This window comes from Kitasatospora sp. Ki12, assembly GCF_054601375.1.
Genome location: NZ_BAAIHT010000001.1, coordinates 999,172 through 1,021,308, shown reverse-complemented (window position 1 = coordinate 1,021,308; position 22,137 = coordinate 999,172). Strand labels below are relative to the sequence as shown.

The 22,137-nt window shown below is 73.6% G+C and carries 17 protein-coding genes and 1 riboswitch; of the genes, 10 read left to right on the top strand and 7 right to left on the bottom strand.

The genetic code is table 11. The features are described from left to right. The first annotated feature begins 65 nt into the window (after nucleotides 1-65). The 7 genes from ACYP53_RS04300 to def all read left to right on the top strand — a co-directional run bounded on the left by ACYP53_RS04300 (nucleotide 66) and on the right by def (nucleotide 7,216). Nucleotides 66-701, top strand: a complete 636-nt coding sequence (locus ACYP53_RS04300) for an alpha/beta hydrolase family protein (RefSeq protein WP_189915653.1) — start codon at nucleotides 66-68, stop codon at nucleotides 699-701. Between the two features lie 316 nt (nucleotides 702-1,017). Next, nucleotides 1,018-1,761, top strand: a complete 744-nt coding sequence (locus ACYP53_RS04295; RefSeq protein WP_308437554.1) for a sigma-70 family RNA polymerase sigma factor — start codon at nucleotides 1,018-1,020, stop codon at nucleotides 1,759-1,761. Then, on the top strand, nucleotides 1,758-2,171 hold the full coding sequence (gene rsrA / locus ACYP53_RS04290; RefSeq protein ID WP_189915654.1) for a mycothiol system anti-sigma-R factor: 414 nt from the start codon (nucleotides 1,758-1,760) through the stop codon (nucleotides 2,169-2,171). Before ACYP53_RS04295 ends, rsrA begins: the two co-directional genes overlap by 4 nt. Before the next feature lie 308 nt (nucleotides 2,172-2,479). Further along, on the top strand, nucleotides 2,480-3,913 hold the full coding sequence (locus ACYP53_RS04285; protein WP_459646669.1) for an HD-GYP domain-containing protein: 1,434 nt from the start codon (nucleotides 2,480-2,482) through the stop codon (nucleotides 3,911-3,913). After that, nucleotides 3,910-5,259, top strand: coding sequence for an HD-GYP domain-containing protein (locus ACYP53_RS04280; RefSeq protein WP_459646668.1), 1,350 nt, complete (start codon nucleotides 3,910-3,912; stop codon nucleotides 5,257-5,259). The genes ACYP53_RS04285 and ACYP53_RS04280 overlap by 4 nt, the downstream gene beginning before the upstream one ends. A gap of 259 nt (nucleotides 5,260-5,518) precedes the next feature. Continuing rightward, nucleotides 5,519-6,511 carry a tetratricopeptide repeat protein gene (locus tag ACYP53_RS04275; protein WP_189915656.1) on the top strand — a complete coding sequence of 331 codons (993 nt, stop codon included), beginning with the start codon at nucleotides 5,519-5,521 and terminating at the stop codon, nucleotides 6,509-6,511. 51 nt (nucleotides 6,512-6,562) lie between these two features. Continuing rightward, on the top strand, nucleotides 6,563-7,216 hold the full coding sequence (def, locus tag ACYP53_RS04270; protein ID WP_189915657.1) for a peptide deformylase: 654 nt from the start codon (nucleotides 6,563-6,565) through the stop codon (nucleotides 7,214-7,216). A gap of 163 nt (nucleotides 7,217-7,379) precedes the next feature. Here def and ACYP53_RS04265 read toward each other — a convergent pair whose 3' ends face one another. From ACYP53_RS04265 to ACYP53_RS04245, 5 genes are all read right to left on the bottom strand, one after another. Continuing rightward, nucleotides 7,380-8,396 (bottom strand): ribonucleotide-diphosphate reductase subunit beta, encoded by a 1,017-nt coding sequence (locus ACYP53_RS04265; protein ID WP_189915658.1) that lies wholly within the window; start codon nucleotides 8,394-8,396, stop codon nucleotides 7,380-7,382. Further along, nucleotides 8,396-10,795: a ribonucleoside-diphosphate reductase subunit alpha gene (locus ACYP53_RS04260; protein ID WP_189915847.1), complete on the bottom strand. Its 2,400-nt coding sequence runs from the start codon at nucleotides 10,793-10,795 to the stop codon at nucleotides 8,396-8,398. Before ACYP53_RS04260 ends, ACYP53_RS04265 begins: the two co-directional genes overlap by 1 nt. A gap of 190 nt (nucleotides 10,796-10,985) precedes the next feature. Continuing rightward, a riboswitch (cobalamin riboswitch) is annotated at nucleotides 10,986-11,115 on the bottom strand. 75 nt (nucleotides 11,116-11,190) lie between these two features. Further along, complete coding sequence (locus ACYP53_RS04255; protein ID WP_459646667.1) at nucleotides 11,191-13,005, bottom strand: glycosyltransferase family 39 protein; 1,815 nt, start codon at nucleotides 13,003-13,005, stop codon at nucleotides 11,191-11,193. Then, nucleotides 13,002-14,090 (bottom strand): glycoside hydrolase family 26 protein, encoded by a 1,089-nt coding sequence (locus tag ACYP53_RS04250; RefSeq protein WP_189915660.1) that lies wholly within the window; start codon nucleotides 14,088-14,090, stop codon nucleotides 13,002-13,004. The genes ACYP53_RS04255 and ACYP53_RS04250 overlap by 4 nt, the downstream gene beginning before the upstream one ends. Nucleotides 14,091-14,095: 5 nt before the next feature. Continuing rightward, nucleotides 14,096-15,514 (bottom strand): glycosyltransferase family 2 protein, encoded by a 1,419-nt coding sequence (locus tag ACYP53_RS04245; RefSeq protein WP_229928551.1) that lies wholly within the window; start codon nucleotides 15,512-15,514, stop codon nucleotides 14,096-14,098. Nucleotides 15,515-15,950: 436 nt separating this feature from the next. Here ACYP53_RS04245 and ACYP53_RS04240 point away from each other — a divergent pair, with 436 nt between their 5' ends. The 3 genes from ACYP53_RS04240 (at nucleotide 15,951) to ACYP53_RS04230 (ending at nucleotide 20,523) form a co-directional block, all read left to right on the top strand. After that, nucleotides 15,951-17,171, top strand: coding sequence for a ricin-type beta-trefoil lectin domain protein (locus ACYP53_RS04240; protein WP_459646666.1), 1,221 nt, complete (start codon nucleotides 15,951-15,953; stop codon nucleotides 17,169-17,171). Nucleotides 17,172-17,278: 107 nt separating this feature from the next. Continuing rightward, on the top strand, nucleotides 17,279-18,700 hold the full coding sequence (locus ACYP53_RS04235; RefSeq protein WP_459646665.1) for a LamG domain-containing protein: 1,422 nt from the start codon (nucleotides 17,279-17,281) through the stop codon (nucleotides 18,698-18,700). Between the two features lie 131 nt (nucleotides 18,701-18,831). Further along, nucleotides 18,832-20,523 carry a glycosyltransferase family 39 protein gene (locus ACYP53_RS04230; protein WP_189915663.1) on the top strand — a complete coding sequence of 564 codons (1,692 nt, stop codon included), beginning with the start codon at nucleotides 18,832-18,834 and terminating at the stop codon, nucleotides 20,521-20,523. Between the two features lie 40 nt (nucleotides 20,524-20,563). Here the strand turns inward: ACYP53_RS04230 and ACYP53_RS04225 are convergent, their stop codons facing one another. Further along, entirely contained in the window at nucleotides 20,564-21,058 is a 495-nt protein-coding gene (locus tag ACYP53_RS04225; protein WP_459646664.1) for a GNAT family N-acetyltransferase, read from the bottom strand. 141 nt (nucleotides 21,059-21,199) lie between these two features. Beyond that, the gene (locus tag ACYP53_RS04220; RefSeq protein ID WP_189915665.1) at nucleotides 21,200-22,024 is read right to left on the bottom strand and encodes a histidine phosphatase family protein; all 825 of its coding nucleotides are present in this window, start codon (nucleotides 22,022-22,024) and stop codon (nucleotides 21,200-21,202) included. Nucleotides 22,025-22,137: the final 113 nt, after the last annotated feature.

Here is a 22,137-nt window from a genome sequence, read left to right as displayed (position 1 = left end):
CACCCTGTGGTGAGCACCCTGTTGTGAGCACGCTGTTCCGAAGACGCGCGGGAGAAGAAGCAGAGATGACCACCGAACCCGTCCCCACCGAGGCCGGCGAGGCCCGGATCACCCACCACCGGGCGGCCGCGCCGAAGGCCGTCCTGGCGCTCGGGCACGGCGCGGGCGGCGGGATCGAGGCCCGGGACCTGGTGGCGCTGGCCGCCGCGCTGCCGGAGCGCGGGATCTCGGTGGCGCTGGTCGAGCAGCCCTGGCGGGTGGCGGGCAGGAAGCTGGCCCCGGCGCCGAAGACGCTGGACGTCGGCTGGCGGCCGGTCGCCGAGCACCTGGCCGGACAGGGCCTGCCGCTGGTGGTGGGCGGGCGCAGCGCCGGGGCGCGGGTGGCCTGCCGGACGGGGGCGGAGACCGGGGCGGTCGGGGTGGTGGCGCTGGCGTTCCCGCTGCACCCTCCGGGCAAGCCGGAGAAGAGCCGGGCGGAGGAGTTGCTGGAGTCGGGGCTGCCGACGCTGGTGGTGCAGAGCGCGCAGGACCCGTTCGGCGGGCCGGAGGAGTTCCCGGAGCTGCCGGCGGGGCACGAGCTGCTGGCGGTGCCGTACGGCAGCCACGGGTTCGTGGTGCCCAAGCGGGCGCCGGTGGGGCAGGACGAGGTGCTGGACCTGATCTGCGCCGCGGTGGGGGACTGGGTGCTGGGGCTGGTGTGAGGCCGTGGCCGTGGATGCCGTGGAGGCCGCCGTGAGCGGGGAGTCTCCGGTCGCTCACTCGTGCGAGTGAACGGTGTCGGTGGGCGGGAATGCGGGCGGGGTCGCCGTGGTTGACACCCTCGTCAGCACGAGTCACCGGTGAGAGGCAGGGCAGATGGGTTCGATCGCGTGCCCCGAACGGCCTGAGGAGCGCGAGGCCGCTACGGCGCTCGTCCCCTCCTGGTCGGAGTGGATTGACGCGGGCGAGAAGCCCGTCAGCCCGATATCCTCCATTTCTGGGCGGCCCGCCGTGGGCCGTGCCCGTCATGCCGAGGAGGTGGGTCCGGTCGTCGGGACCGAGCACGAGGCCGAGCCGGGCCGTGGCCCGGACGAGGTCCGGCCTGCGGGCGAGGCGCTCACCGGTGAGGAACTGGCCGAGGCGATCGGTGAGGACACCTATCGGGTGTCGGCGGAGGAGAGCGAGGAGACCAGGCGGGAGCGCTTCGAGCGCGACGCCCTGGGCTTCCTGGATCCGATGTACTCGGCGGCGCTGCGCATGACGCGCAACCCGGCCGACGCGGAGGACCTGCTCCAGGAGGCGTTCGCCAAGGCGTACGCGTCCTTCCACCAGTTCCGCGAGGGTACGAACCTCAAGGCCTGGCTGTACCGCATCCTCACCAACACGTTCATCAACTCGTACCGCAAGAAGCAGCGGGAGCCCCAGCGCACCGCGGCGGAGGAGATCGAGGACTGGCAGCTGGCCAGGGCCGAGTCGCACATGTCGACCGGCCTGCGCTCGGCGGAGACCCAGGCGCTCGACCACCTCCCCGACAGCGATGTGAAGGACGCGCTCCAGGCCATCCCGGAGGAATTCCGGATCGCCGTCTATCTCGCGGACGTAGAAGGCTTTGCGTACAAGGAGATCGCGGACATCATGGGTACTCCCATCGGTACGGTGATGTCCCGGCTGCACCGCGGCCGCCGTCAGCTGCGCGGCATGCTGGAGGACTACGCCCGTGAGCGCGGGCTGGTCCCGGCCGGCAGCGGGGCAGGGCAGGAAGCGAAGGGCTCGGGCTCATGAGCTGCGGCGATCCGCACGACACCGAGTGTGGCGAGGTCCTCGACCACCTCTATGAATTCCTCGACAACGAGATGGCCGAGGGCGACTGCGCCAAGCTGCGCGTGCACTTCGAGGAGTGCTCGCCCTGCCTCAAGCAGTACGGGCTGGAGCAGGCGATCAAGGCCTTGATCAAGCGGTCCTGCGGGTGCGACGACACCCCGGCCGATCTGCGCAGCAAGGTGCTCGCCAGGATCGACTCGATCCGGGCCGGGCAGCGCTCGGGCGAGGAGCTGGTGGTCTCGGTGGAGACCTCGGTCGAGGTGCACGCCGAGTCCGCCCGGCCCGCGCCGAGGCCGGCCGGGGGCGGGGCGGACGAGGAGTCCGCCGGGCGCCCCGGCGCACCGGTCGAGGCCGGCGCACCGGCGGAGTGACCTGCCGGCCGGTCGCCCGTCGGCCGGCCGCATCAAGGAGCCGAACGGCCCCGGGAGCACGCGCTCCCGGGGCCGCTCCCGTTCTGCTCGCATGCGCCGTCACTCGTTCGGGTGAGTTGGCGGTGCGCCAACTGCGCCATTGCGCGATCATGCGTCCCCGCGCCCGGGTAGCGGCCTATCCTCCTGACGGACGCTCACCGTCGGTTCGCCCGACGCGCTGAGGCAACGCGGGCCCGGACGGCGGGGAGGTCGATATCGCTACCGACAGTGGAGGCGCGACCCTGCCGCCGGGAGCGGCGCGCTACCTGGTGGCCGTCCCGGTCGCGGCGCTGTGCTGCCTGGTGCCGCTGCTCCCCGCCGGCGTCACCCCCGGGGTGCCGCGCTGGCTCGGCGAGCCGGTCGACTGGCCCAAGGTCGGACTGCTGGCCTTCCTGCACGGCTGCTGGGAGTCGATGGCCCAGGGCCTGCCGACACCCTGCCTGGTGCTGGTGCGCCGGCTGCTGCGCCGCCCGGCGCTGCCCGAGCGGGTGCCCGCCCGGCCCGGGGTCAACGCCTTCTTCCCGGTGCTGTTCGCCGGGGTCCTGATGCTCCCTCCGGCCGCCGCCGCTCTGGTCGCCGCCCCGGCCGCGCTGCTCGGCGGGCCGAACGGACTCGGCTGCCGTCGGCGCCAGCTGTTCAACGGCTCCCAGCTCGCCCTGTGCGCCTTCGCCTCCTCGGTCGTCTTCCACCTGCTGTGCGGGCCGCAGCTGCTGCTGGGCTCCCGCTTCCCGGCCGCGCTGCTGCCCGGCTTCGCCGCCGTCGCCGCGTTCTGCCTGGTCAACGGGGTCGTGGTGGGCGTGATGGTGATGCTCAGCGAGAGCCGCGGGGCCGGTGTGCTGCTGCGCGGGGCCTGCTCGGTCTGCGGTCTGCCGGTGCTGGTGCACGCGGCCGGCGGGCTGATGGTCGCGGTGCTCTGGCAGGGCCCGTACGGCGCGTTCGCGGCCCTGCTGGCGCTGCTGCCGCTGTCCATCTCGGCCTGGGTGTTCGCCCAGGGGCAGCGCGAACAGGACGCCCACCAGGCCACCGTGCAGTCGCTGGTGCAGGCCGTGGAGATCAAGGACTCCTACACCCGCGGGCACAGCGAACGGGTCGGCCGGGCCTCGGTGCTGATCGCCGGTCAGCTCGGCATGGAGGAGGAGCGGCTGCGCACCCTGCGCTTCGCCGGGATCCTGCACGACGTGGGCAAGCTCGGGGTGGCCACCGAGCTGCTGCGCAGAAACGGTCCCCTCACCGAGGCGGAGCGCCGGGCCGTGGAGATCCACCCGGTGTACGGCTTCGAGCTGGTGCGCGGGATCGACTTCCTCGGCGAGGCGCACGCCGGGATCCTGCACCACCACGAGCGGATGGACGGCCGCGGCTACCCGAGCGGACTGGCCGGCGGGGAGATCCCCGAGTTCGCCCGGATCATCTCGGTCGCCGACGCCTTCGACTCGATGACCTCCACCCGCTCCTACCGGCGCGGCCGCCCGGTCACCGAGGCGGTGGCCGAGCTGGAGCGCTGCTCGGGCAGCCAGTTCGACCCGGTCATGGTGCGGGCGCTGATCGACGCGCTGGCCGTGCACGACTGGCAGCCGGTGGTGCACTCCGAGGACTGCGTCCGGGCCGTCCCGGACATCCCGCTCGGGGTGCCGGAACCGGTCCGGGCGGCGCCCGGCCGGGTGCCCGCCCAGGGCGGGAGCATCCCCGCGGCCGGCCAGTCGTGACGCCGCCCGGGCAGGCGGCCCCCGGCCGTACGGCCGGCGCCGGCGCGGCCCCCGGCGGGCCCCGGTGCGGGCCCACCGCCCGCGCGGTGCACGCGGCCGCCGCCGCGCTGCTGGCGCTCGCGTTCGGCGCCGCCGCGGTGCGCGGGGTCGCGGAGCCCGGGATCGCGCTGGCGTTCAGCCTGCTGATCGCGCTCGGCGAGTGCGTCCGGATCACCCTTCCGGGGGATCGCGAGCAGGCGCCCATCGGCGCGGCCGGCGCCCTCGCGTACGCCCTGCTCGGGCCGCTGCGCGGAGTGCCGACCGCGCACGGGACGCTGCAGGTGGTCGCGGTGACCGGGGTCGGCCTGGCGCTAGCCTGGCTGCCCCCGCTCGCCCTGCCGCACCGCCGCCCGCCCTGGGCCGACCCGGCCCGCCGCGACAGCGCCGCCCGTCGGCTGCTCGCCGTCGGCTTCGCCGCCGCCGTCTTCCAGCCGCTGTACAACGGCGGCCTGGTCGACCGCTTCTCGCCCGAGGGCCCCGCGTACGGCGCGTTCCTGACCGCCGTCGCCGCGCTGGCCGCGCTGTGCGACGCGACCCTGGCGGCCCTGCTGCGCCGCTCGGCGGGCGGGCTGCGGTTCCCCGCCGCGCTGGAGGACGAGCTGCGCTCGCTGTTCGGCATCGGCTCGGCGATCGTCGCCACCGGGATGCTGGTCAGCCTCGCGGCCGGCGAGGTGGGGCTCTGGGCGCTGCCGCTGTTCTGCACCCCGCTGCTGCTCGCCCAGGTGTCCTTCCGGCGCGCCGCCGCGGTGCGGGCCACCACCGGGCAGACCATCGCCAGCCTCGCCCGGGCCACCGAGGTGGCCGGTTACACCCCGCACGGGCACGCGCGCCGGGTCGCGGACACGGCGTGCGCGCTCGGCCGCGAGCTGGGTCTGGGCACCCGTGAGCTCGCCCTGCTGGAGTACGCCGCGCTGATGCACGACGTCGGCCAGCTGTCCCTGGTCGAACCGGTGCCGGACGGCGCCACCGCGGTGCTGCCCTGCGCCGAGCAGCAGCGGATCGCCCGGCTCGGCAGCGAGGTGATCAGCCGCACCGGGGTGCCCCGGCAGGTCGCCGAACAGGTCGCCCGGCTGGCCGACCCCTGCTCCGGGCCGGCCGGCGGTGAGGGCCCGGTGCCGCTCGCGGCCCGGATCATCCGGGTGGCCAACGCCCACGACGACCTGCTCACCGCGGCCCGCGGCCGGGGCGTGGGCGAGGCGGTCGGCCGGCTGGAGGCGCTGGAGGTGATCCGGCTGGGCCGCGGCCGGGTCTACGACGCCCGTGTGGTGGACGCCCTGGCCCGGGTCGGCGGCCAGGCCAGGGCCTGAGCACCGGGGCGGCGGGGCCCCCGGCGGGGCCCTGCGGCGGGGCTCCGCGCCGCCAGGGGTTGAGAGGCCGCGATCGGACGGGCAGGCTGGGGAGGGGCGGACCCCAACCTCGGCGGTGGGGAGCGCGGGCGGGGGCGGGCGTGGTTGGATGCGGTCGTAGCGTGGAACACCGATCCGGGGCACCGGGCCCGGTCCGCCGTCCGAGGCGGTAGGGCACGGTGGCACGGGACTTGAGCGGACGACGACGGCAGGGACGAACGTGAGGATCTTCCACCGGGCACGGCACCGGCCGTCCGCCACCTGGCGGCAGACGACCGACCGGGCCTTCACGCTGATCGGCGACGGCCGCTACGAGGACGCCGGCGCGCTGCTGGTGATGGCCGCCGACCTGGAGCCGTGGCTCTCCGACTCCTGGTTCAACCTCGCCCTGCTGCACAAGTTCCGCCGGGACTGGGAACAGGCCCGCTCGGCCGGCCTGCGCGCCGTCGCCCTGCTGGACCGCGAGCACGGCGCCCCCGACTGGTGGAACCTCGGCATCACCGCCACCGCCCTGCAGGACTGGCCGCTGGCCCGCCGCGCCTGGCAGGCGTACGGGCTGAAGCTGCCCGGCGGCCCCGGCGGGCAGCCCGACGGCCCGGTCAGCCTGGACCTCGGCACCACCCCGGTGCGGCTCTCCCCGGACGGCGAGTCCGAGGTGGTCTGGGGCCGGCGCCTGGACCCGGCCCGGATCGAGGTGCTCTCCATCCCGCTGCCCTCCTCCGGCCGCCGCTGGGGCGAGGTCGTGCTGCACGACGGCGCCCCGCACGGCGAGCGGGTCACCGACGGCGTCGCCTACCCCGTGTTCGACGAGATCGAGCTGTGGGCGCCCTCCCCAGTGCCGACCTACGTGGTGCTGCTCCAGGCCAACACCGCCGGGGACCGGGACGCGCTGGAGCGGCTGGTCGCCGACGCCGGCTACGCGGCCGAGGACTGGACCTCCTCGGTGCGGCTGCTCTGCCGCGCCTGCTCGGAGAGCCGGATGGCCTCCGACGACGGAGTCGCCGCCCACCACGACCCGCACGACGACGGCGACGCCGCCCACCCCGGCCACCTCAGCCACCTCAGCCAGGGCGGCGCGGCCGGGATGTCCTGGCTGGTCGAGCGCGAGTGCGGGATCGCCGCCCCCGCCCACCTGGTGCGCACCCTGCTGGACCGCTGGGTCACGGCGGCCCCGGGGACCCGCGCCTACCGGGATCTCGAAGAGGTCTGCTGAGACCGCTGAGTACCCTGGTGAGGTACGCGTAGACCTATGGAAGCGGAAGACATGGCGGATCAGTCCGAGCAGCACGGCCACTCGCACGAGCACGAGCACGACGTGGAGGGGGCGGCGCCCGAGACCCCCGTGAAGGTGGTCGGCGAGGAGCCCGACCTCAGCAAGGGCACCGCCCGTCCGATCACCGTCGTCGGCAACCCGGTCCTGCACCGTGAGGTCAAGGACGTCACCGCCTTCGACGGTGAGCTCTCCGCGCTGATCGACGACATGTTCCAGTCGATGTACGCCGCCGAGGGCGTCGGCCTCGCCGCCAACCAGATCGGCGTGGACCTCAAGGTCTTCGTCTACGACTGCCCGGACGACGAGGGCGTGCGCCACATCGGCCACGTGATCAACCCGAAGCTCGAGGAGTACCCGGCCGACCGGCGCCGCGTCCTCGACGACGGCAACGAGGGCTGCCTGTCCGTCCCGACCGCGTACGCCGAGCTGCCGCGCCCGGACTACGCCGCGGTGACCGGCGTCGACAAGGACGGCAAGCCGATCCGCGTCGAGGGCACCGGCTTCTTCGCCCGCTGCCTGCAGCACGAGACCGACCACCTGTACGGGTTCCTCTACATCGACAAGCTGTCGAAGCGCGACCGCAAGGACGCCCTGAAGCAGATGGCCGAGGGCACGCCGAAGTACGCGACCGTGCCGAACGCGTGACGGTGGAGCGGTAGCCGCTCCCGACGACGAAGGCCGGTACGGACCTGTTCCGTACCGGCCTTCGCGCTGACATGCCGCCGCCCCGCCCGGCGTGGACGCCGGACGGGGCGGGGGTGGCACTTCCGCGGTACGACTCTTCGGCTGGAAGTCGGCTGGAAGTCGCCTAGAAGTCGTCGTCGAAGGAGACCGAGCCCTCGACCGCGACCTGGTACGCCGACACGCGGCGCTCGAAGAAGTTGGTCAGCTCCTGGACGTTCTGCAGCTCCATGAAGCCGAACGGGTTGCTCGACCCGTAGCGGATCGGCAGGCCGAGGCGCGCGAGGCGCTGGTCGGCGACGGCCTGGAGGTACTCGCGCATCGAGGCGGTGTTCATGCCGGGCAGGCCGTCACCGCACAGGTCCTGGGCGAACTGGAGCTCGGCCTCGACGGCCTCCTCCAGCATCTCGGTGACCTGCTTGGCCATCTCGTCGTCGAAGAGGTCGGGCTCCTCCTCGCGGACGGTGTCGACCACCGAGAACGCGAAGTCCATGTGCATGGACTCGTCGCGGAACACCCAGTTGGTGCCGGTGGCGAGACCGTGCAGCAGGCCGCGCGACCGGAACCAGTACACGTAGGCGAACGCGCCGTAGAAGAACAGGCCCTCGACGCACGCCGCGAAGCAGATCAGGTTCAGGAGGAACGCGCGGCGGTCCTCCTTGGTCTGCAGCGAGTCGATGTGGTCGACCGCGTTCATGTACTTGAAGCAGAACTGGGCCTTCTGGTGGATGGAGGGGATGTTCTCCACCGCGGCGAAGGCCGCGTTGCGGTCCTCCGGGTCCGGAAGGTAGGTGTCCAGCAGCGTCAGGTAGAACTGGACGTGCACGGCCTCCTCGAACAGCTGACGGCTCAGGTAGAGCCGCGCCTCCGGGGAGTTGATGTGCTTGTAGAGGCTCAGCACGACGTTGTTCGCGACGATCGAGTCACCGGTCGCGAAGAAGGCGACCAGCCGGCCGATCATGTGCCGCTCGCCCTCGCTGAGCTTGGCGAGGTCGGCGACGTCGGAGTGCAGGTCCACCTCCTCGACCGTCCAGGTGTTCTTGATCGCGTCCCGGTACCGGTCGTAGAACGACGGGTAGCGCATCGGGCGCAGGGTCAGCTCGAACCCGGGGTCGAGCAGCATCTTCTCGCGGTCGTCGGACATCACTGGCAGGCCTCGCAGGACTCGGGGTTCTCCAGGGAGCAGGCGATGGCGTCCTGCTCGGCCTGGGTCATGGTGGGGGCGGGCACCGGTACGGCGGTGCGGGCGGCACCCGACGCGGCCTGGGCGATGCGGGTCGCCGGGCGCGAACGCAGGTAGTAGGTGGTCTTCAGACCGACCTTCCACGCGTAGGCGTACATCGAGCTGAGCTTGCCGATGGTCGGCGCCGCCATGAAGAGGTTCAGCGACTGGCTCTGGTCCAGGTACGGCATGCGGGCCGCGGCCAGGTCGATCAGCGCGCGCTGCGGCAGCTCCCACGCGGTGCGGTAGAGCGAACGGACCTCGGCCGGCAGCCAGTTGAGCTCCTGGACGGAGCCGTTGGCGTCGCGCAGCGAGTCGCGGGTCTGCTGGTCCCAGACGCCCAGGTCCTTGAGCTCGCGCACCAGGTACGGGTTGACCTGGAGGAACTCGCCGCTCAGCGTCTCGCGCTTGAACAGGTTGGACACCTGCGGCTCGATGCACTCGTACACGCCGGCGATGGACGCGATGGTCGCGGTCGGCGCGATGGCCAGCAGCAGCGAGTTGCGCAGGCCGGTCTCGGCGATGCGGGCGCGCAGCGCGGTCCAGCGGTCGGCCCACTGCGGGGCGGCCGTCGGGAAGTGGTCGATGTGCAGCTCGCCGCGGGCGGCGCGGGTCTCGCCGTACGCCTCGTGCCGGCCGAGCTGCTCGGCCAGGTCGGCGGAGCGCTCGTAGGCGGTGAGCATGATGCGCTCGGCGATCATCGTCGACAGCTGCTTCGCCTCGGCCGAGTCGAAGTCGATCCGCAGCTTGAAGAAGACGTCCTGCAGGCCCATCACGCCGAGGCCCACCGGGCGCCAGCGGGAGTTGGACGTACCGGCCTCGGTGGTCGGGTAGAAGTTGATGTCCACCACGCGGTCGAGGAAGGTGACGGCGGTGCGCACGGTGGCGTCCAGCCGATCCCAGTCCATCGCGCCCAGCAGGTCGGCGGCGGTGGCGCCGGCGGCCACGTGGGCGCCGAGGTTGACCGAGCCGAGGTTGCAGACGGCGGTCTCGGAGTCGTCCGTGACCTCCAGGATCTCGGTGCACAGGTTGGAGGAGTGCACCGTGCGGCCCGGCAGCGCGGTCTGGTTGGCGGCGCGGTTGGAGGCGTCCTTGAAGGTCATCCAGCCGTTGCCGGTCTGCGCCAGGGTGCGCATCATCCGGGCGTACAGGGTCTGCGCGGGGATGGTCCGGACGGCCTTGCCGGCCAGCTCGGCCTTGCGGTAGGCCTCGTCGAAGTCGGCGCCCCACAGGTCGACCAGCTCGGGCACGTCGGCGGGGGAGAACAGCGACCAGTCCGCGTTGGCGTTGACCCGGCGCATGAACTCGTCCGGGATCCAGTGCGCCAGGTTGAGGTTGTGGGTCCGGCGCGCCTCCTCGCCGGTGTTGTCGCGCAGCTCGAGGAACTCCTCGATGTCGGCGTGCCAGGTCTCCAGGTAGACGCAGGCGGCGCCCTTGCGGCGGCCGCCCTGGTTGACGGCGGCGACCGAGGAGTCGAGGGTGCGCAGGAACGGCACGATGCCGTTGGACTTGCCGTTGGTGCCGCGGATCAGGCTGCCGCGCGAGCGGATGCGCGAGTAGGACAGGCCGATGCCGCCGGCGTGCTTGGACAGCCGGGCGATCTGCGCGTAGCGGTTGTAGATCGAGTCCAGGTTGTCCAGCGGGGAGTCGAGCAGGTAGCAGCTCGACATCTGCGGGTGCCGGGTACCGGAGTTGAAGAGCGTCGGCGAGGAGGTCAGGTACTCCAGGCGGCTCATCAGGCCGTACAGCTCGGACACCTCGCGCACCGACTGCTCGCTGTCCCCGACCGCCAGACCACAGGCGACGCGGAGCAGGAAGTGCTGCGGGGTCTCGACCACCTTGCGGGTGATCGGGTGGCGCAGCAGGTAGCGGGACTGCACGGTGCGCAGGCCGAAGTACTCGAAGCGGTCGTCGCCGGCGGCGTCGATCAGGGCGTCCAGGGCGGCGGCGTGCTTGGCGACGAAGGCCGCGGTGGTGTCGCCGATCAGGCCCTCGGCGTGGCCGACGGCGATCGAGGCGGAGAAGGACGTGGAGCCCTGGCTGTTCGCCTCGTCGACGATCTCCAGCGCGAGCAGGCGGGCGGCGAGCTTCGAGTACTGCGGGTCCTCGGCGATCATCGACGCGGCGGCGTCCACGGCCAGCCCGCGCAGCTCGGCGAAGTCCGAGCCGGCGTGGCGGCCGCGCAGCGCGGCGGCGGCGACATGGCCGGGGTCGACCTCGGTGAGGTCGGCGCTGCGGTCGGTGAGCAGCCGCAGCAGGGCGCCGCCGGGGTCGGAGACCTTCGGGTCGGTGAAGGCGGTACCGGAGCCCTGGGCGGGCAGGGTGGCTGAGGCAGCGGTGGTCAAGGCGCTCTCTCCTGGCGGCGATCGGCGGCGGTGATCGGGGGTACCGGGCCGGTCGGGGCAGGGGAGCACGGCACGAACGCAGACGGCGTCGCGCGAGGTGTCTCCCCGGCCCGCCCGCGAGGCCCGGAGGTGTACTGCTGGTGCTGGCGCGGCCTCTGCGGGAGGGCCGTGGCGCAGGCCGTCGGCAGGTACTCGGACTCGCGGGGAGGGCCGTTCCGGCCGCCCGCTCACCGCTGCGGGGCAGTCCCGGATTCGCACCGGGTTCCCCTGCGTCGACAGCAGGATTGAGCATACATGTAGTGGCGCCTGACTGTGGCGGCACCATATGTTGTGCCTGTCGTGTCGCCCGTGCGGACCGGCGGGGTCGGCCGTCAGTGCTTGAGATAGACCTTGTACGTACTCGAATCGCCGGTCGGCGAGGTGAATTGGGCGACCAGCCGGTACTGCCCGGAGGCCGCCAGGGCGGCGCCCAGCGCCCGGTCGGTGGCCCTCGGCGCGGTGCTGTCGAGGACGACCACGGTGAACCAGCCGTCGCGGATCGCGGCGGTGCTCCCGTCGTCCCCGTGGTGCTGCACGCCGGCCGCGTCGCGGTAGTCCGTACCGGTACGGGCGGAGACCCACTGCTCGGGTGTGCTGACGGCCCCGAGGTAGTACTCGGCGAGCCCGTCGACCTCGGTGAGGTAGCGGCCCTGCGGCACCGCGTGCATCCGCAGGACGGCCAGCAGGCGGCCGGAGTCGGGCCCGTTCTGGTAGCGCAGGGCGGACTGCTCCAGACCCAGGGCGAGCAGCGCGACCCAGACCAGGATGCCCAGCTGGGGGTGGCGGAAGTGGGCGCCGACCAGCCGGGTCAGGCCGACCCCGGCGAGCGGGGCGGCGAGCAGCATGCCGTAGCCGAGGTGGCGGAACAGCGCGCCGGAGGTGCCGGTCCACAGGTGGGCGGCCGGCACGAGCAGGGCGGTGGCGGTCAGCGCGGTGCCGAGCAGGGCGCGCCGGCCGCGGGTGACGGGGACGGTGTCCCGCTCGGGCGCGTCGTGCTCGTTCATCTGCTCGCGGCGGACGTAGGCGATCGTCCCGGCCACCGCGAGGACGGTGAACAGGCCGCTCCACTGGAGGGTGGAGAACAGGACGGAGCCGGCCGAGCCGGGGGCGTTGCCCTGCGAGGGAGACCACCCGGCGACCTTGCCGAGCGTGCCGTACGGGAGCAGCAGGACGGCGGTGCCGGCGGCCAGCAGCAGCGCGCGCAGGGCGGCCCGGACGGGCCGGCCCGGCGGCCGGGAGGTGGCCGCCGCGAGGGCGACCAGGGCGGGGACCGCGAAGGCCGCGGAGTACGCGACGGCGCAGGCGAGCGCGGCGGCCGGGGCGGCGGTCAGGACCAGCGCCGGATGGCGCCGGGCGGTGAACACCGTGGCCCAGGCCGCGAGGGCGACCAGCAGGACGGCGAGGGACTCGGGGGCGGCGTAGAAGCCGACCACGACGGTGGACTGCAGGACGGCGTAGACGCCTATCGCGCAGATCGCGACCCGCTCGTTGAACAGCCGCCGGGTCAGCGAGTACAGCAGCACCGTGGTGACCAGCGCGAAGCCGAGGCTGAGCAGCCGGGCCCCCCAGATGCCGTCGGCGTCGGCGGCGGCCCCGGCCAGCGGCGGGTAGAGCCAGGGCGAGCCGTGGATCCGCTCGACCAGGTCGGTGGTGACCGGGGTGCCGTGCGTCAGGTGGGCGAGCTGCTGGCGCCCGGCGACCATGGCGGCGGCCTCGTCGGGGTGCGCGGCGGCGAGCAGCCGCAGCGAGAGCGCGGCCTGGACGGCCAGGACGGCGCCGAGCAGGCCGCGGGCGATCCAGCGGCGGCGGGGGCTGGTGCCCGGGTCCCAGCCGATCGCGGGGACCGGCGGGATGCTGTACGGGGCCAGGTCGATGCCGTCGGGGTTGTCCACGGCCACGGCCACGGCGACGGCCGCGCGGTCCGCGCGGTCCGCGCGGCCCGCGCGGGGCGCCGGGACGCCGGGTTCCCGGGCCGGGCCGGCGGTGTTCCCCGGGGCGGAGGCGTTCTCCGGGCCGGCGGTGTTCTCCGGCGCGGGGGTCTCCCGGGCGGGGTGCTCCTGCGCGGCGTTCTCCGGGGCGGGGTTCTCCGGGGTGGCGTTCTTCGGGCTGGCGTTCTTCGGGCTGGGGGAGGAGTCGCTGTTCATCATGGGTTCCGGAGGTCGAAGCCGTAACGGGGGGCGGACACCCGCCGCTTGAAGGCGGTGAGGGTGTCCGGAACGGTCTCGACCCGCCAGTCCGCCCGCTTGATCATGTTGAACCAGATGAAGCCGACGATGTCGTCGTGCGCCTCCAGCCCGGAGAACAGCTGGTCGACGAAGGCCTGTTGGTGTCTGCCCTGCTCGGCGGCGGTCTCGCTGATGAAGAAGGGCTTCTTGCAGAAGGTGCGGATCTCGGCCATGGTCGGCCCGTACAGGGCCTCGAAGGTCTTGGGGCCGTCGTTGGTGAAGTAGCCGGTCATGCCGGCCCAGTCGACGTAGGTGTCGCCCGGGTAGTACGGCGCCAGGCGGGTGTTGGGCGCGGGGACGGTGATGTTGGGGCTCCAGACCCAGATCACGTTGGTCGCCCCGGCCTGGTCGAAGAGGTCGTGGACGTGGCGCCAGGCGGCGACGAAGTCCTCCGGGCTGGCGGCCTGGCGGCCCCACGGGTACCAGTCGCCGTTCATCTCGTGCGCGATGCTGATGGCGATCGGCAGGTTGAGCTTGGCGACGGCCTTGGCGACGCCGCGTACGTAGTCGTCGGTGTCGCCGGCCGCGATCGCGGCGAGCGAGGGGTCGTGCGGCTCCCAGGCCATGAAGGGCAGTGCGCCGGCCTCGTGGATCCGGCGGACGCCGGCGGTGTCGAAGCCGCCCTTCCAGTGGGCGTAGAACTCCAGGACGTTGGGCTGCTTGCCGACCGTGCCGCTGTAGGCGGGCAGCGCGTCCATGGTGGCGGGCACGCCGGGCAGGGCGGCGCCGAGGTACTTGTTCTTCGGCTTGAGCAGCGGTGTGACGTCGTACGGGACGCCGGTCGGCAGGGCCTGGGGCTTGGCGGCAGCGGCGGGGGCACCGGTACCCGCGGAAGCGGCCGCGGCGCCCGGGGTGGCGGTGGCCTGGGCGGGCCGGCCGAGGCCCTCCTGCATCGCGAAGCCCGGGTCCTCAGGCCCGCAGGCGGTGGTGAGCAGCAGACCGGCGGTCAGCAGCGGGAGCGCCAGCCGGCGACGGAGCCGGGCGGCCCGTCGGGGGTGGGCGGTCATGGCGATCACACTGCTTCCGTGGGGTGGGGCTGGACGAGGACCCGGCCCACGATGGTGGCGTAGAAGAGGCCGGAGGCGAGCACGAGGGCGAAGTTCAGCGGGCCCATGGTGAGCATCCGCCAGATGCTCAGCAGCACCCAGAGCAGGGCCGTCCCGCCGCCCCAGGCGATGACGCCGATCCAGAACCGGCGGGTCTTGTTCTTCTTGGCGCCGCTGGAGCCGGTCGGCTGCCAGGCCATCCGGTTGCGGCGCAGGATGTCCCAGATGGCGAAGACGTGCGCCCAGCCGTACATCATCCGGGCCGCCCAGGCCTCCAGCCGGTAGGGGTTGCGGTGCCAGAGCGGGAAGACGACCGTCGCGTAGAGCAGCCCGGGCAGCACCAGCGCGGTGTTCTGCCAGCGGATCAGGTCGGGCCGGGCGAGCAGCAGCACGATCGGGATGAGCGGCGAGACGAGGGTGAACAGCGCCGTGTGGATGTAGTAGAAGAACCCGGAGAGGTAGCAGGCGCGGGTGACCGGCCGCAGCTTGGTGGTCCAGAACTTCTTGCTGCCGAGCAGGCTCATCGAGCCGGTGCACCAGCGGTACTGCTGGTTGAAGAAGCCGCCGACGTTGTCGGGGCAGACCCCGGTGGCCAGCGCGACGGGTATGTACTGGAGGTCCCAGCCCAGGCGGCGCAGGTCGAAGCCGGTGTGCACGTCCTCGGAGTGGCCGATCAGCGTGGTGCCGCCGTTCTCCTCCAGCGCGGCCCGCCGGTATATCGCGCAGCTCCCGACGCAGATGGCGCCGTCGTTGCGCTGCCGGGAGACCTGGACGGTCCGGTAGAACAGCTCCTGGACGGCGCCGGCGCCGCGCTCGATCCAGTTCTGCGAGTCCAGGATGCGGAAGAACTGCGGGGACTGGACGATGCCGAGCCGGGGGTCGGCCTCCAGGTAGGGGACCATCTCGTTCAGCAGGTCCGGCCGGGGCGCGAAGTCGGCGTCCAGGATGAGGATGTAGTCGCTGTCGGAGTTGCGGAAGCCGAACTGCAGGTTGCCGGCCTTCTTGAACCAGCCGAGCTTGTCGCGGGTGCCGTAGACGAACTCGAAGTCGACGGCCATCTGCGCGAGCTGCGGGCTGTTGCTGTCGTCGAGGACGTACGGGGTGACCTCGCCCGGGTACTGGTCGCGCAGCCGGGCGACGTGCGTCCAGGTGTTGTGCAGCACCTCGATCGGCTCGCCGGCGACGGGCAGGAAGATGTCGACGGTCGGGTAGTGCTCGGGCTGCCAGCCCTTGACCAGGGCGCGGTGCGCGGCCAGGTCGAAGGTCTGGTTGAAGCCGTGCACCCACCGGGAGATCAGGTAGTAGACGATGGTGAAGGCGAGCGCCGGGACGAACACCAGGAACCACGGCGTCGCGCTCAGCAGGCCGATCTCGCTGGCGACCATGCAGGCGAAGCTGACGAGGGAGAAGCAGGTCAGCACCCAGAGGTTGGTGCGGGCGTACAGGTACTTCTCGGTGTTGTCCGGCGGCTGGGGGAGCAGGCCCCACTGGTTCCGGGCGGCCGGGTCCCGCCGGTTGCGGCGTCGTGAGACGGGCGCCTGACCGCTGCCCGCGAGTCGCGTGCCCTCGGTGACAGTCACGTGCTCTACTCCCCCGAAGCCGTATTGGGTCTGAACCGTCCCCGCGTGGCGGCCGTTGTCGGTCGGTCAGCGGGGGGACGCCAGGATCGTACGGGACCGGTCGCCGAGCGTTCGCTCCCCCCTTGTTCCGTCGGCCACCCGGAACCGATATCGAGCCCTGATCGTGATGTGAACGGAAGTGCGGGTGGAGCACTTGTGTACGGTGTCCGCCCAGCGGGTGAGGACGGTTCGGGGAAGAGTGATGATCATCGAGGACGGCGCGGCCGGGCGCCTGGCCCGGGGCCTGCGGGCGGTGGCCGCGTTCGGCGCGGTCGCGGCGCTGCTGGCCGGGTGCAGCGGCGAGGTCGGGGCGGCGGAGCAGCCGCCGGCCGCCACGGCGACGGCCGCGGTCGGGCCGGGCCTCTGCTCGACCGTGCAGGAGCCCTTCCCCAAGCTGGCGATGGACGGCGGGGCGAAGGTCCTCGAACCGAACCCGTGGAACACCGCGGGCACGGTCTGCGTCGAGCCGGTCGGGGAGAGCGGCTTCACAGTCGGCCTGATCCGCGACTTCGTCCCGAAGAACCCGCTCGCCCCGGGCGCCTACCCCAACGTCTCCACCGCCCCGGGCGCGAGCGGACTGCCCGTACCGGTCAGCGCGCTCGGCGACGCGACCGCCGACTGGGACGCCAACGGGCGGGTGAGCGGCTCCTTCAACCTCTCCTTCGACCTCTGGTACGGCTCCAGCCCGGACAACTGCCTGCCGGGCGAGAGCGCCGAGCTGATGGTCTGGCTGGACGCCACCGACAACGTGCGCCCGGCCGGTGACAAGGTCGCCGACTCCCAGCAGTTCGGGGACGCCAGCTACCACGTCTACCAGGCCCCGATCACCGGCCCGCACAGCGTGATCAGCTACGTGCGCACGGCGCCGACCCACACCACCCGCGGCCTGAACCTGCGGCTGCTCACCGCCGACGCGATGGCGCGCGGGTACGTCCCCAAGAGTTCCTACCTGTGCCGGGTGCAGGCGGGCTTCGAGGTGTGGAGCGGCGGGTCCGGCCTGCGCAGCGAGTCCTTCGCCTTCCACAACCGGGTCGGCCTGCCGGCCGGCGAGGTCCCGGCGGGGGCGCCCGGGATCTGCCTGCGGCACGGCGGCGGCGGGCTCGCGGGCACCCCGGTGACCGTCGGGGCCTGCGGCGACCAGGGCGTCTCGACCGGCTGGACGGTGGGCAACGACGGCTCGCTGCGCGGCGGCGCGGCCTGCCTGGCACCGGCCGCCGACCGCTCCTCGGTGACGCTGGCCGAGTGCACCGGCGGCTCCGGGCAGCGCTGGGTGGCCTCCGGGCAGCGGCTGCGGCACCCGGACTCGGGCCTGTGCCTGGGCACCGCGGGCGGGGCGCTCGCGGACGGCACGGCGGTGCTCCTGCGGCCGTGCGCGGACGCGGTCTCGCAGCGCTGGAAGCTGCCCTACAACGGGGTCGCGTGAGGTGACCGCGGGACAGGGCGCCGAACCGGCGGGACCGGGGCGGCCGTGACGTTCCGTCCGCGCACCCCCCATGGGCGAGTCGGGGCGGATGCCCTAGCATTCCGGCCATGAGCGATCGACCGGTACCGAGTGGCGAGCCGGGCCAGCCGCCCACGCCACCGCAGCAGGCACCGGCCGGGGGGGCCGCTCCGGCCACCGGTGTGCCACCGCAGTCTCCCAGCGGCGCCTTCGGCCCCGCGTCCGGCTACGGGCCGCCGCCCGGTGCGCCTGCACAGCAGCCCCAGCAGTTGACGCCGCACCCGGCCGCGCAGCCGGTGCCGCCGGTGCCGCATCCGGGCGGGCCCGCCCCGGTGGTGCCGGGGCCGGTGCAGCCCGGTCCGCTGGCGCCGCCGCAGCAGCCCGTCCAGCAGCAGCCTGTCCAGCCGCAGCCCGTCCCGCAGCCGCCGCAGCCGGTCCACCCCGGTCAGCCGCAGCCCGTCCAGCCGCAGCCCGTCCCGCAGCCGCCCGTGCCCGGGCCCGGCCCGCAGGCCTTCCCGGCCGCGGCGCAGCCGGCCCAGCCCGCGGCGCCGTGGCAGCAGCAGGGCGGCTTCCCGCCGCCGGCCGCCCCGTCCGGCACGCCGGACTGGGAGGCGCTGGCCGAGCGGAACGCGCATGCCGCCAAGCGCGGGCGCCGGCTCAAGCTGATCGGCGCGGTGACGGCCGTGGTGGTCGTCGCGGCCGCGGCCGGTGGCGGCTACTGGTTCTACAAGCACAAGTCCGGGAACGACACCAAGACCACGCAGAACACCGCCTCGGTGACCCCGACGGGCCCCTCGACCGGCCCGTCGACCACGTCGAGCGCACCGCCGGCCAAGGGCATCGACAGCCCGCCGACCGTCGGCAGCCTGCCGGCCAAGGCCGGCGCGGCGCCGCTGAACCTGGGCGCCGACGCCAAGCCGGGCACCATGGCCGGGTTCTCCGGCCAGGTCCTCAAGCTGCCCAGCGGCCAGGACTCCTTCGCCTCGACCGCCGCCGCGGCGGTCGACGTGAACAAGAGCTTCACGATCTCCGCCCGGGTGCTGGTCGACCTGCCCAACGGCAACCGCAGCGCGGTCAGCCAGGGCGACGGCCAGTACTACTCGTACGCGCTCGGCCGGGCGAACAACAACGGGCACGACCAGTGGTACTTCAAGGTCCAGGTCCCGGGCGGCGGTTCGGCGATCGCCTGGTCCAAGGGCGACGCGACGGTCAACCAGTGGGTGCTGCTCACCGGGGTGTACGACGACCCGTCGGGCCAGCTCACCCTGTACGTCAACGGCGCCCCGCAGTCCTCGGCCAAGTCGGCCGGGGTGCAGCCGAGCGGCACCAACTCCCTGCAGGTGGGGCGGCTGAGCTCCAACTCGCAGTGGGCCGACCCCTGGCACGGCGCGGTGGCCGACATCCAGCTCTGGAGCCAGGTGCTGCCCGAGGCCGACATCGTCAAGATCGTGGCCGGCCCGAGCTCGCCGCCGTCCGTCCCGCCGGTGGGTGCCTGGCTCAGCGGCGGCTGAGCCCGCCGCAGGTCTTCGTGAACGTCCGGCCGCCGCCCAGGAACCGTGGGGCGGCGGCCGAAACGCGCCCCGGGGCGTGCGCCCGCTCGGGGCGCGTCCGGGCGTGAAGTCCCAGATGAGGAGCAGCACTGATGAGTGCGGACGGCCGCTGGATCCGGCCCGAGTCCACCCGCAAGCCCGTCCTGGGCGGGGCCAGGCGGGGCGGGGTGGGCCTCGGCGAGCGTGAGCGCGACCGGGCCGCGGCCGTACCGGCCCAGCCGTCCCCGGGCGACCGGCGCCGTCGCAAGCCCGGGCCGCCCCGGGTGCCGCACCCGGCCCGGCCGGCCCTGCGGGCCGACTGGCTGCCGCTGCTGGCCGTGCTGCTGGTCCAGGGCGCGCTCTCGTTCCACCTGATCCTCAGCAACACCGCCTTCATCGACGAGGGCACCTACATCTACGCCGGCTACCAGGAGATCGCCCACCTGCGGCACGGCGCCCCGGTGTCGACGTACGAGACCTTCTTCTCCGGCTCCCCGCTGATCTACCCGGTCGTGGTGGCCGTCGCGGACTTCCTCGGCGGACTGAACGGCGCCCGGCTGCTGAGCCTGGTGTTCATGCTCTCCGCCACCGTGGCCGTCCACCTGACGACCAGGCGGCTGCACGGCTCGCTCGCGGCGTTCTGCGCGGCGGCCGCCTTCGTCGCGCTCGGGCCCACCCAGTTCCTGGGCGGCCTGGCCACCTACGACGCGATGGCGCTGGCGGTCCTCGCCTGGGCCGGGTACTTCGCGGTGCGGCTGACCACCGGCGGCGGGTACCCGAGCCTGGTCGCCGCCGGCCTGCTGCTGGCCCTGGCCGGCGCCACCAAGTACGCCGCGCTGCTCTGGGTGCCGGTGGTGGCGGGCCTCGCGGTGCTGGCCGGGCCGCGCGGGTCGCTGCGCTCCTGGGAGGCCTGGCGGCGCGGGCTGCTGGTGCTGCTCACCTTCGCGGTGGCGGTCGGCGCGGCGGCCCTGGCGGCCGGCGAGCGCTACGTCAACGGCTTCAACCACACCACGCTCAAGCGCGCCCCCGGCCACGACTCGTACGGGTACGTGGCCTCGGAGGCGGCCCGCTGGGTCGGCCCGCTGCTGGTGGTGGCGCTGATCGGGGTGGTGGTCCAGCTGGTGCGGGCGCGCCGGCGCGGCGGCGCCGCGTGGCCGGAGTTCTGGCTGGCGCTGCTGCTGCTCCTGGCCGGGCTGATGGCGCCGGTGAACCAGATCCGCATCCACACCTGGCTGTCGCTGCAGAAGCACGTCGACTTCGGCGGCTGGTTCTCCTGCGTCGTGGTGGGCCTGGTGCTGGCCCGCGCGGTGCTGTGGCTGCGGGGGCGCCTGCACCTGGCGGCCGGGGTGGCCGCCGCCGTGCTGGTGGTCGGCCCGCTGGCCTGGGTCGGCGCGGCCCAGGGCCGGGAGATGTACGGCGAGTGGTCGAACTCGAAGGAGTTCGTCGCCGCGCTGGAGCCGTACGTCGTCAAGGGCGAGGACAAGTACCTGGTCGAGAACTACAACGTCCCCGCGTACTACCTGCGCAAGCAGAGCAACTGGCAGCAGTGGCACGACCTGGTGGCGGTCTTCCGCCGTGACCCGGGCACCGGCCAGATGCAGAACGGCGTGCCCGCGATCCAGGCCGGGATCCAGGCGCACGAGTGGAAGGTCGTGGTCCTGGACTTCACCCAGACCGGGGCCACCGACAAGGCGATCCAGCCGACGCTGAAGGCCGCCGGGTACCGGGTGGTCACCGTCGTGAAGAGCGGCGAGCACGGCCGGTACACCGTCTACGTGGCGCCCGGGTACGACAAGAAGCCGTGACGGGCGGCGGCGGGCCGGCGCCCGGGGGAGTGACGGGCGGTCAGAACGCCAGGGTGTAGACCATCAGGTCCATCCCCGGGTACGGCGACCAGTCGCGCCCGGGGGTGCGCAGGAAGCCGACCCGCTCGTAGACCCGGTGGGCGGCGGTCATCTCCGGGCGGGTGGAGAACGCCATGCCGGCCAGGCCGAGCTCGCGGCTGCGGGCGAGGGAGGCGCGCACCAGGGCCTCGCCGACGCCGCGGCCGCGGGCGGCGGTGTCGGTGGCGAGCATCCGGATCTCGCCCTCGCGTTCGGTGGCGATGTCCGCCCACTCGGTGCCGCCGACCGCGAAGGTCACGCAGCCGAGGACCCGCTGGTCGGCCGGGTCGACCGCGACCAGCAGCTCGGCCTCCCTGGCCCGTCGGCCGGCGTCGCGCAGGAGCTCGACGTAGTTGCTCCCGGGCGAGGTGAAGCCACCGCCGACGAAGGCCTCGACGGTGATGCGGCCGGCGTCTTCGAGGTCCTCCGGAAGGGCCTGGCGGATGAGGTAGTCCATGCGGCCAGTGTGCCGGAGGGGGCCGGCGGGCGACGCTCCGGGGTCGAACGGACCGGACCGGACCGGACCGGGCCGGACCCGGTCCGGTGGCCGGGGCCGCCCCGGGCTTCCGGAACGGCGGCGGCACCCCTGGGGCGGAGGTCAGTTCGCCCCGGCCGTCAGGTGGTCGACGGTGTTCCAGCGGTCCGGGCGCAGCCGCCCCTCGTGGGCCCGCCAGAGGCTGGTGGAGCAGTTGTGCACCGGCCCGAGCGCGATGAGCCGCTCCTCGGTGAGCCGGTCCAGCACGTAGCGGAGCATGAGCACCGTGCAGTCGTGCGCGACCAGCAGGACGGGCCGGCCGGCCTCCTCCTCGCAGAGGTCCCGCAGCAGGCTGCGCACCCGCAGCGCGACGTCGGCCCAGGACTCGCCGCCGGGCGGCCGGTAGTACAGCTCGCCCATCTTGCGCCGCCGGGCCGCCTCCTCCGGGTGCTCGGCTTCGATGGCGGCCTTGGGCAGCATCTCCAGGACGCCGAGCTCGCGGTCGCGCAGCCGCTCGTCGTAGCGGACGGCCAGCGAGACCGGGACGGCGCCGAGTCCGGCGGCCTGGGCGAGCGCGATCCGGGCGGTCTCGGCGGTGCGCTCGTACGGCGAGCACCAGACGCTGCGCGGGCGGTCGGCGCTGGGCAGGGCGGCCCACCAGTGGCCGAGCGCCTGGGCCTGCTGCCGGCCGTGCATCGACAGCGGGATGTCGGCGTCGCGGCAGCTGATCGGGACGCTGAGCGCGCCGGAGGCCTCGGCCAGCTGGAACTCGACGTTGGCGGTGGACTCGCCGTGCCGGGTCGCGATCAGCACGGACGGCAGCCGGGTGGCCGCCGCCGGGCGGTGGCCGGTGACGTGGTGGTGCTGGCTCTGGGTGGGCTGGTGTTGGGCGGGCTGGTGCTGGGTGGACTGGTGTTGGCCGTTGAGGGTGGTGCCGAGTTCTGCCATGGCCGCGAGCTCCCCGTGGTCGATCAGGTTCCGGCCGGTTGCCGGTCCGGTCTGGTGGTGCCCGGCGTGCACGCCTGTTCATACATATGATCGCGCCGCCTTCTCCAGTGTTG